Source organism: Pseudomonas sp. dw_612, assembly GCF_018449725.1.
Classification (GTDB): Bacteria; Pseudomonadota; Gammaproteobacteria; order Pseudomonadales; family Pseudomonadaceae; genus Aquipseudomonas.
This window is the reverse complement of the sequence record NZ_JAAVVC010000046.1, coordinates 1-8,854: the sequence shown is the minus strand read 5'-3', so window position 1 is coordinate 8,854 and position 8,854 is coordinate 1. Positions and strand designations below refer to the sequence as shown.

6 protein-coding genes are annotated in these 8,854 nt (G+C 62.5%); 2 read left to right on the top strand and 4 right to left on the bottom strand.

Features of this window, described 5'->3' with window-relative positions; genetic code table 11:
- Window positions 1–171: 171 nt before the first annotated feature.
- From HB680_RS32315 to HB680_RS32300, 4 genes are all read right to left on the bottom strand, one after another.
- Window positions 172–1,839, bottom strand: a complete 1,668-nt coding sequence (locus tag HB680_RS32315) for a POTRA domain-containing protein (RefSeq protein WP_213942309.1) — start codon at window positions 1,837–1,839, stop codon at window positions 172–174.
- A gap of 169 nt (window positions 1,840–2,008) precedes the next feature.
- Window positions 2,009–3,619: a collagen-like triple helix repeat-containing protein gene (locus tag HB680_RS32310; protein ID WP_213942308.1), complete on the bottom strand. Its 1,611-nt coding sequence runs from the start codon at window positions 3,617–3,619 to the stop codon at window positions 2,009–2,011.
- Window positions 3,620–4,017: 398 nt separating this feature from the next.
- Window positions 4,018–4,872, bottom strand: a complete 855-nt coding sequence (locus tag HB680_RS32305; protein WP_213942307.1) for a MaoC/PaaZ C-terminal domain-containing protein — start codon at window positions 4,870–4,872, stop codon at window positions 4,018–4,020.
- A 2-nt stretch (window positions 4,873–4,874) separates the two neighbouring features.
- Window positions 4,875–6,227 (bottom strand): 3-oxoacyl-ACP reductase, encoded by a 1,353-nt coding sequence (locus HB680_RS32300; RefSeq protein WP_213942306.1) that lies wholly within the window; start codon window positions 6,225–6,227, stop codon window positions 4,875–4,877.
- A 265-nt stretch (window positions 6,228–6,492) separates the two neighbouring features.
- On the opposite strand from HB680_RS32300, the gene HB680_RS32295 reads away from it, so the two are divergent.
- Both HB680_RS32295 and HB680_RS32290 read left to right on the top strand, forming a co-directional pair.
- The gene (locus HB680_RS32295; protein ID WP_213942305.1) at window positions 6,493–7,770 is read left to right on the top strand and encodes an acetyl-CoA C-acetyltransferase; all 1,278 of its coding nucleotides are present in this window, start codon (window positions 6,493–6,495) and stop codon (window positions 7,768–7,770) included.
- A gap of 183 nt (window positions 7,771–7,953) precedes the next feature.
- Window positions 7,954–8,745 (top strand): helix-turn-helix transcriptional regulator, encoded by a 792-nt coding sequence (locus tag HB680_RS32290; protein ID WP_213942304.1) that lies wholly within the window; start codon window positions 7,954–7,956, stop codon window positions 8,743–8,745.
- Window positions 8,746–8,854 lie beyond the last annotated feature (109 nt).

The following is an 8,854-nucleotide window of genomic DNA, read 5'->3' as shown; positions in this document are numbered from 1 at the left end:
TCAGAGGGGAGAGGGGGAAAGGGAGCAGATCTTCGAGCTTTTCAAAGCCTGAGTTCGACTCGGTTTTTCAGGTCGATGTAGCTCGAAAGAACACCTCGGTCAGCCCCCTCTACCCCTTGGGGAGAGGGTTGGGGTGAGGGGTGGTTCTACCTGACTCACTGAAAATCTCGCCTACAACTGATAACTGAAACTGATGCTATACCGTGGCCGTCTGTTGAACGTATCCAGCGCTTCATCCGACATCGGCTTGGCCGCTTCCAGCGCAATGTTGTAGTACTTCGCATCGCCAAACCTCAACCCCAGCGCCGCCGAGGACAAGTTGTTGCCTTGCACCGGCAACTGGTTGAACCAGGTCTTGGAGCGGTCCAGCACCACATACGGTTGCAGCACCCGCACCCAATTGCCCTCGCGGTTGAAGCTGTAGTTCACCTCATACGCCACGCCCCAACCTTTGTCGCCGGACGCCTGGTCATCGGGGTAACCACGGCCAAAGTTTTGGCCGCCGAATACCGCGCGTTCGCTGTCGGGCAGGGTGTCGTCGCTCCAGTACAGCGCACCCGAAAGCACGCCTTGCCAGTTGTCGAAGAACTTGTCGCTCTGCACGCCTGATAAGCGCATGCGCAAGAAATTCAGGTCCACGTCGGCATTGGTTTTCGCCCCCATGCTGTCGAGGCCTTGATACACACCGCCGCTGAGAATCCGCAGTTGCCGGGCGTCGGCCTGGCGCCAGTCGCTCTCGAAGGCGAGGGCGCGGATGTCGGTGCGCACTTCGACGCTGCGTGGGTCGTCGACCACGTCGTAGCGGGTTTTGTCGTTGACCGCATACAGCCGCGCACCGGCGCTGAGTTGTTCAGTCGGCGAGGCGATCAGCGGGTGGCTGAAACCGATGGAGTAGCGATCGTTTTCCCGATGCGGCTTGAGTTGCAGACCATTGTCGAGCAGCACGTTGGTGCCGGGATCGGCGCGGTAGCGTGAGGCAGACACACTCAGTTGCGTACCTTCGGCATTGAGGAATTGGTTGTAGTCCACGCGGTAGTAATGCTCTTTGTCCTCCCCCGGCGGGAACAGTCCACTGAGGCTCAACTGCTCACCCATGGAGGTCTGGGAATTACTGCTTACCCCGAGCAGGGCCTGGGTGCCATTGCGGTTGTCTTCGGTGGCGCTGAGGCTGCTGGTGAACGGTTTGCGACTGGCTTGCACCGCTAGGTACGCCGCGCCGTCGGTGGTGCCCGGCGGCGGTACTTGCGCTTGCACGGTCACGCCGGGGAGTCGGGTCATCAGCGTGGTGTAGCGCTCGAAGGTCTTGCGGGTCAGCGGTCGTTCGGTCTGGAGTTTGGCCACCAGTTTGTCCAGCAAACCTTTGACCCGGCCGAGTTCACCCTGCACTTGATAGTCCTTGATGTAACCCTCCACCAGCACCACTCGCGCCACGCCTTGGCTGAAATCCTGTTGCGGCAGGAAGGCGTAGGACAGCAAGTAGCCGTCCTGCTGATAGCGGCGGGTGATACCGCGAGTGGCTTCGATCAACTCGGCGATACTGGTTTCATGGCCGAGCAGCGGTTGATAAAGCGTCGCCAGTTCGTTGAGCGGGTAAATCGTCCCGCCTTCGATCTGCACGGTTTTGATCGTGATCTGGGTGCCCATCATCAGCGGCTGGGCCTGGGATGCGCCGGGTTCCGGCACTTGCAGCGGCGCCGCTTTCGGGCGGTAAGCGTCGGCGGGCAGGTTCGGCACGGGGAGGTTGCGGATGGTTTCGTTGCTGTTGAGGAAGGTGGGAAGGGTGTCGGCGAAAGCGAAAGAACTGACGCTCAGGCACAGCAGGGCAGCCATAACGCGCATAGGACACTCCATGGTCATATCGCAACATCCCGAGGCTCGTCAGCGGACTGAACCGGAACCGCGAGGTGTCATGCTCCAAAAGAAAAAAGCGGAAGACTCCATTCGAATCTTCCGCCTCCAACCAAGCGTAGGCGCCGCAGGTAAGGCCGTCGAATCGGCCAGGTGCAATTCAGCGTTTATTGCCAGTCAGGCCGCCCAGAAGGCCGCCAATTCCGCCGGTGCCAGCCGTGCCGTTGCTGACCAGTCCTCCCACCGCGCCGACAGTGGCGCCGACGGTGGTAACGGTGTTGCCGACGGCGGCCACCACCGGGTTGGGCGCCGCCGCGGCAATGGTGCTACCGACGTTGCCGACGGCGCCGCCAACCTGAGTGACCAGACCGTTGACCGGTGCGCCGAGGCCGGTGGTGGCGCCCACTTGTTGCGTGAGGCTGGTGACGCTGCTGGTGATCGGATTCAACGCCGTACCGATGGCGCCGCCAGCGCTGGCCAGAGGTGCGGTCGGGGTCAGATTGGGCGCGCTCGAACCACCCAATGCGCCGCCAATCGAAGCCACCGTACCGCCCAACGCACCGAGGTTGACGCCGCCGGCACTGACGACCGGATTGGTATTGCCCGCGTTCAAACCGGCGCCGACATTGGCCACGGCGCCGCCGACGGTTTGCAGCAATCCGCTGCTGCCGAGGCCGCCCGCGCCGGAACCCGGAGTCGCCACCAGGCCGCCCGCCGCACCGGAGGTGGTCGCCACGTTAGTCAGTGCGGCACCCACGGTGTTGGTCAGCGGGTTACCGTCGCCAGCCGCCGTCACTTTGCCGCCCACACCACCGACGGCACTGGCGACGTTGCTGACCAGGCCATTGACCGGATTACCCAGGCCGGTGGCACTGCCGACTTTGCCGGTCAGGCCCTCGGCCAGCGTGACCAGCGGCACCAGCACTTTATTGCCGACGTCGTTGCTGAGTGCCCCGAGAGGCCCGGTGCCGGTGGCGACGTTCAAGGTATCGCCGAGCATCGTGACTTTTTCGCCGACACCACCGAGTACCGGAGTGACTTTGCTGACGACGCCGCCCACCAATGGAAGGCTGCCGGTAGCGCTGGCCAGTTTGCCGCTCAGATCGGTCACGCCGGTGCCGGCATCGGACACCACGTTACCGACGAGGGCGGTGGTTTTGCTCAGGGCTTGCGGGTCGCTGCCGATTTTACCCAGGCCATCGGTCAACCCGTCGCCAACGCTGTCCACGACATTGCCGGTGGTGTTGACGGCGCTTTGTAGAACGCCCCCGACGACAGGCAGCGTCGCTACGGAATTGCCGATGCCGCTGACACCATCGCCCACGCCGCTGATGGTTTTACCCAGGTCGGAAACCACAGTGCTGGTGACCAGTGGCGGGACGGTTGTGCCGCCGTCGGTTCCGCCAGTTCCGCCGGTGCCTCCAGTGCCTCCAGTGCCTCCAGTGCCGCCGGTTCCACCACCCGTGCCGCCGGTTCCGCCCGTGCCACCGGTTCCAGCAGTTCCGTCACCTGTGCCGCCCGTGCCACCGGTTCCAGCAGTTCCGCCGCCAGTCCCGTCAGTGCCACCGGTTCCGGCAGTCCCGCCACCCGCGCCGTCAGTACCACCGCTTCCGGAGCCGCCACTGCCGGTGCCTGCTGCACCCGCCGCACCGTCGGATGAGCCGCCGGACGTACTGTGATGACCACCACCGCCGCTGCTGCAACCCGCCAGACCGAGAGACAGGATCAACGCCAAAGCTGTTGCCGACTTGCACCACACTTGAGTGTTCATGAGAGAGATTCCTTGCACCTGTTACAACGATCGTTGTCTTCGATGGCTTGCCGATCTGTCGCCGGCAATGCCTTCGTCCGTTGTGTGCATCACAATCCCAAGGGCGTTTTCACACCATTCTCAAGTTGGTATTAACCCCTTTATATAGGGCGTGCGGGTGCTGCCTAAGGGCTAATACCTTGGGTGTAAGTCGGGGGAGGCGTTTGAGGGAAAAGCGTGTTAAATCAACGCAGCAGATTTTTAGCGGGGCGCGAGACGGCGGGCAGGAAACTTAAGTGATATACACAATTAATCATGTTCCAGAATCGAAAAAATCGCAGCCTGCGGCAGCTCCTACAGTGACAGCGCGGCGTATACCGGACCTGTAGGAGCTGCCGAAGGCTGCGATCTTTTGCCCTTCAGGCGACTGGTTGCCAATGCCCGACCATATGCTCCAACTCCCCGGCACCGACCAATTGCAGATCCCCGCTGGACGCCGCCGCACTGGCCAGCAACGTCACTTCACTGGGCAAGCGCACCGGTTTGCGAAACTGCACCGCAATCTCGATGTTCGCCGTCGGCAGGTGATCTGCCAGCGCCGCCAACGTACGTGCCTTGTTCCACAAGCCATGGGCGATCGCCGTGGGAAATCCGAACAATTTGGCGCTGGCCGCACTCAGGTGAATCGGGTTGTAGTCCCCGGACACCTTGGCGTATTGCCGACCAATGTCTGCCGGGGCTTTCCAGCGTGTCACTTCGGTCAGCGCCAGCGTCGGTGCGAATTCGTCCTCGACCGATTCACCCTCGAGTTTGACCCCGCGACACAGCATCTGACTTTCGGCCTCCCACAGCGTGCCCAACTGATCATCCAGGGTCGTGATCAGATCGAACGTCGCGCCCTTGGCGTGGGGTTGCAGGTTCTGCACCTGCACGCTGACCCGCGCGCGATGCACACCGCCCATGGGCCGCAGCACCCGAATGCGATTGCTCAAATGAATCAGCCCTAGCAACGGAAATGGAAACTCCTTCGCCGTGAGCAATTGCATCTGCAAGGCAAAGCCCAGAATGTGCGGATACGTCGGCGGCAGCAAACCGTTATCGGCAAAACCACACACTTTGCGATAGGCCGCCAGGCGTTTCGGGTCGACGTCGAGCCAGCAACGCAACCCTGTCTCGGGCAGGGTGGTGCCAGTGATTTTCCGGCGCAGGGCCGCCCGCAGGTACAACTCGGGCAGGCTCGGTTCGCGGTTGAGTGTGTGCCAGTCAATGATCATCGCTATGCCCCCAAGACACTTTGCCCACACACCCGCAACGCTTGCCCGGTGAACGCGCCGGTGCCCGGTTGCGCCAGCCAGGCCACGGCTTCGGCGACGTCTTGCGGCAAGCCGCCCTGGCCCAGGGAACTCATGCGCCGCCCGGCTTCACGCAGGCCGAACGGAATGTGCGCGGTCATCTGGGTTTCGATAAACCCCGGCGCCACCGCGTTGATGCTGATGCCGCGCTCATGCAGCAACGGCGCCCAGGCCTGGGCCAGGCCGATCAATCCAGCCTTACTCGCGGCGTAGTTAGTTTGCCCGCGATTACCGGCGATGCCGCTGATGGAGGCCAGCAGAATTACCCGGCCGTTGTCGCGCAGGCTGCCGGCGTCGAGCAGGGCCTTGGTCAGCACTTGCGGCGCATTGAGGTTGACCGCCAGCACCGCGTCCCAGAATTCCGGGGTCATGTTGGCCAGGGTTTTGTCCCGGGTGATGCCGGCGTTATGGACCACGATGTCGATGCCGTCGGGCAAGTGTTCGATCAACTGTGCGGCGGCGTCTTCAGCGCAAATATCCAGCGTGATGCTTTGCCCGCCGAGGCGTGCAGCGAGGGCTTCAAGGTCAGCCTTGGCCGGTGGCACGTCGAGCAGGATCACCTCGGCGCCGTCCCTTGCCAGCGTTTCGGCAATCGACGCGCCAATGCCCCGCGCCGCGCCAGTCACCAGCGCTTTGCGCCCGGACAGCGGCCGCGTCCAGTCTTGCACCGGCGTATCGCAAGCGACTAACCGAATCACTTGCCCGGACACGAAAGCGCTTTTGGGCGAGAGGAAAAACCGCAGCGGTCCTTCCAGTTGCTCCTCGGCCCCTTCGCCGACATAAATCAGTTGCAAGGTGCCGCCGCTGCGCAGTTCTTTGGCGAGGGAGCGGCTGAAACCTTCGAGGGCACGCTGGACGCTGGCGGCGATCGGGTCGCTCAAGGACTCCGGTGCCCGCCCGAGAATCACCACATGGGCGCTGAGATCGAGGTTTTTCATCAGCGGCTGAAAGAATTCGCGCAGCTGTTTGAGTTGATCGGTTTGCACCAAGTGGCTGGCATCAAACACCACGGCTTTGAGTTTCGGGCCGTGGCCCGGGATCCACGCGGTGGCCAGGGACGGTTCGGTGCCGTAGCTGTAGATCGCGTCGGTCAGGCGGTTGGCGAAGACGCCGACATTTTCTGCCAGCGGGCCGCCGCCAATCAGCAGCGCCCCCTCGACAGGTCGCAGGCGCCCGGCCTGCCAGCGTTCCAGACGCACCGGCGACGGCAGGCCCAAGGCCCCGACCAGACGGTGGCCGATGGACGAATTGGCGAAGTCGATATAACGGTCTGACATGGAACGCTCTCCGGCAGCTGGGGTTCAAAGTGTGGACCACGAATGGCGATCAGTCGTTCGATCCACGAGATTAGGCCTACGCTAGAACACAGGTGATTGATGTGTAGCAGGACTTTCAGCGAAATGCAGAACCCTCTGGGAGCGGGCTTGCTCGCGAAGGGGCCAGTACATTCAACATCTTTATTGACTGATCCACCGCCTTCGCGAGCAAGCCCGCTCCCACAGGGGATCGCATTTACAAATCAATTTTAGAAGGAGTTTTTTAATGACTCAGCTGCGCCGCGTCGCGATCATTGGCGGTAACCGTATTCCTTTCGCCCGCTCCAACGGGCCGTACGCCACCGCCAGTAATCAGGCGATGCTCACCGCAGCGCTCGAAGGCTTGATCGAACGCTTCAACCTGCACGGTTTGCGCATGGGCGAAGTGGCTGCGGGGGCGGTGCTCAAGCATTCCCGGGATTTCAACCTGACCCGCGAATGCGTGCTCGGCTCACGGCTGTCGCCGACCACCCCGGCTTACGACATCCAGCAAGCCTGCGGCACCGGTCTGGAAGCGGCGATATTGGTGGCGAATAAAATCGCCCTGGGCCAGATCGAGTGCGGCATTGCTGGCGGCGTCGACACCACCTCCGACGCGCCGATCGGCATCAACGAAGGCCTGCGCAAAATCCTCCTGCAAGCCAACCGCGCCAAGACCACCGCCGACAAACTCAAAACCTTCCTGCAACTGCGCCCGGGCCACCTGATCCCCGAGTTTCCGCGCAATGGCGAACCGCGCACTGGCCTGTCCATGGGCGAACATTGCGAATTGATGGCCCAGACCTGGAACATCCCCCGCGCCGAGCAAGACCAACTGGCCCTCGAAAGCCATCAGAAACTGGCCGCGTCCTACACCGAAGGCTGGCACAACGACTTGATGACGCCGTTCCTCGGCCTGACCCGCGACAACAACCTGCGCCCGGACTTGACCTTGGAGAAACTCGCATCGCTGAAACCGGCCTTCGAGAAAAGCGCCAAGGGCACCATGACCGCCGGCAACTCCACGCCGCTCACTGATGGCGCATCGTTGGTGTTGCTGGGCAGTGAAGAATGGGCCAAGGAACGCGGCTTGCCGATCCTCGCCTATTTGCGCGATGGCGAAGCGGCGGCGGTGGATTTCGTCAACGGTGCCGAAGGGCTGCTGATGGCGCCGGTCTATGCGGTGCCGCGCCTGCTCGCGCGCAACGGCCTGACCTTGCAGGACTTCGACTACTACGAAATCCACGAAGCCTTCGCCGCGCAGGTGCTGTGCACGCTGAAGGCCTGGGAAGATCCCGACTACTGCAAAACCTGCCTCGGCCTCGACGCGCCGCTGGGCTCCATTGATCGCAGCCGCCTCAACGTCAAGGGCAGTTCGCTGGCAGCGGGGCATCCGTTTGCCGCGACCGGTGGACGCATCGTCGCCAACCTGGCGAAGCTGCTGGACGCGGCGGGCAAGGGGCGGGGGTTGATCTCGATTTGTGCGGCTGGCGGCCAGGGTGTAACAGCCATCATCGAACGCTGATCCCTGCACAATCCCTGTGGGAGCGGGCTTGCTCGCGAAAGCGGTGTGTCAGTCGACATAAATATTGCCTGATACACCGCCTTCGCGAGCAAGCCCGCTCCCACATTGGGAATTGTGTTTGTCAGGGCGGACGAGTTGGCCTAACGTCATGTTATCTGCCGCCCTGCGACACAAGGCCCCTCAATGACGTCCAACGGACAACTTTCCCTCGAACGCTCGATCCCGGCGCTGACCGCTTTACCGCGCCCATTGTTCGCCCGCGCCGAAAGCCTCAACGCCGGCTCCTGGACACCGCCCCATCGCCACGACTGGGTGCAGTTTTCCTACGCCATCAGCGGCGTTCTCGGCGTGCACACCGCCGAAGGCAGTTTCTTCGCGCCGCCGCAGTGGGGCATCTGGATTCCTGCCGATCTCGAACATCAAGTCGTCACCTCGATGCGCGCCGAAATGCGCAGTCTGTATGTACGTCGCGAGGATTGCGCCTGGGCGGACGGGCGTTGTCGGGTGCTGGAAGTGACGCCGCTGGCCCGGGAACTGATCAAGAGTTTTTGCCTGCTGCCCGTGGAGTATCCACAGGGCGACAGCCAGGAAGCGCGGTTGGTGAATGTGCTGCTGGATCAACTGGCGAGTTTGCCGGAAGTTGAATTCTCGCTGCCGTTGCCCCGGCATGAACGATTGCTCGGGTTGTGCAACGAACTGATCGAAAACCCTGAGCAGAACGTGACGTTGCAGGAGTGGGCGGCGCGGTTGGGGACTTCGGAGAAAACCCTGATGCGGCTGTTTCAGCGCGAGACGGGTTTGAGCTTTCGCGGCTGGCGCCAGCGTGCGCGGTTGCTGTCGTCGCTGAGTTTGCTGGAGGAGGGCGACAGCGTGACCAATGCGGCGTTGGCCTGTGGGTATGACTCGACGTCGGCGTTTATTGCGGCGTTCAAGGGGTTGTTCGGGTTTACCCCGGGGGAATTGTTTCGGCAGTGAGAACCAGCCCCTCACCCCAGCCCTCTCCCCAGAGGGGAGAGGGGGAAAGGGAGCCGATCGGGGACTTTTCACATTCTGAGTTCAACTCGATATTTCAGGCTGATGTCAC

What these genes read in the sequence shown, in the direction of transcription:
- HB680_RS32315 (WP_213942309.1), bottom strand. Translation starts at nt 1,839, where the DNA reads ATGCGCGTTATGGCTGCCCTGCTGTGCCTGAGCGTCAGTTCTTTCGCT.
- HB680_RS32310 (WP_213942308.1), bottom strand. Translation starts at nt 3,619, where the DNA reads ATGAACACTCAAGTGTGGTGCAAGTCGGCAACAGCTTTGGCGTTGATC.
- HB680_RS32305 (WP_213942307.1), bottom strand. Translation starts at nt 4,872, where the DNA reads ATGATCATTGACTGGCACACACTCAACCGCGAACCGAGCCTGCCCGAG.
- HB680_RS32300 (WP_213942306.1), bottom strand. Translation starts at nt 6,227, where the DNA reads ATGTCAGACCGTTATATCGACTTCGCCAATTCGTCCATCGGCCACCGT.
- HB680_RS32295 (WP_213942305.1), top strand. Translation starts at nt 6,493, where the DNA reads ATGACTCAGCTGCGCCGCGTCGCGATCATTGGCGGTAACCGTATTCCT.
- HB680_RS32290 (WP_213942304.1), top strand. Translation starts at nt 7,954, where the DNA reads ATGACGTCCAACGGACAACTTTCCCTCGAACGCTCGATCCCGGCGCTG.